This is a genomic window from Halorubrum sp. Atlit-26R, assembly GCF_003666015.1.
Lineage (GTDB): Archaea > Halobacteriota > Halobacteria > Halobacteriales > Haloferacaceae > Halorubrum.
The window spans coordinates 1-867 of the sequence record NZ_QPLT01000151.1 but is presented as its reverse complement, the minus strand read 5'-3'; the positions used below and the strand labels follow the sequence as shown (position 1 = coordinate 867).

General features: G+C 66.2%; 1 protein-coding gene. It reads left to right on the top strand.

Translation table 11 applies throughout. The annotated features are described in order from the left end of the window. Positions 1-749: DNA cytosine methyltransferase (locus DVK07_RS19875; protein ID WP_121598544.1), on the top strand; the 749-nt coding region annotated here is incomplete at its 5' end. Positions 750-867: the final 118 nt, after the last annotated feature.

Here is an 867-nt window from a genome sequence, read left to right as displayed (position 1 = left end):
CGACACACGTCTCGCTGTTCAGCGGCATCGGCGGGTTCGACCTTGGCTTCGACCGAGCGGGCTACACGAACCTCGTCGCCGTCGAGCAGGACGAACACGCTGCCGACACCTTCCGGCGCAACTTCATCGACGACCGCGACGAAGACGCCGATGAGGACCCGCCAGTTCTGTTGGAGCGCGACATCCAGAAGATCGCGACATGGGAAATCCTTGAGGCGGCCGACGCGGGCGTCGGCGAGATCACGACGATCTCCGGTGGGCCGCCCTGTCAGGGGTTCAGCCACATCGGGAAGCGCGAGGCGGACGACCCGAGGAACGAACTCTACCTCGAGATGGTTCGGATCGTCCACCAGGCGAAGCCAGTGTCGTTCGTGATGGAGAACGTCCCTGGGCTCGCGACGATGAAGGACGGACAGGCGATTCGAGAGGTCTGTGAGAACTTCGCCGCCGGCGGGTATCACGTCACCTGGGAGAAGGTCGACGCCGCCGACTACGGCGTCCCGCAGCACCGCAAGCGGGTGATCATTCTCGGGAAGCGCGTCGACGTCATGGGCGTCCCCGAGAGCGGGAATCCGCAGCTCCACATCGGGGCGAAACCCGGGAACATCGACCACCCTGATTGGTTCCGCGAGCGGCACCACCTCGCCGACCCCGATCAGGTGACGCTCGACGCGTTCGGTGACGAGCCGGAGACGCTCGATGAGCTGCTTGAGCAGGTCATCGACGAGGGGGTGGAGTATGTCCAGTGACGACCTCCCGACGATCGCGTACACGACCGAGTCGGGCGAGCGCCGGCGCGTCCGCTACGAGCGCGTTCCGGGCGAGCCGTGGCACGCCGAGCGCCACGTCGACCGCTGGGATGACGAC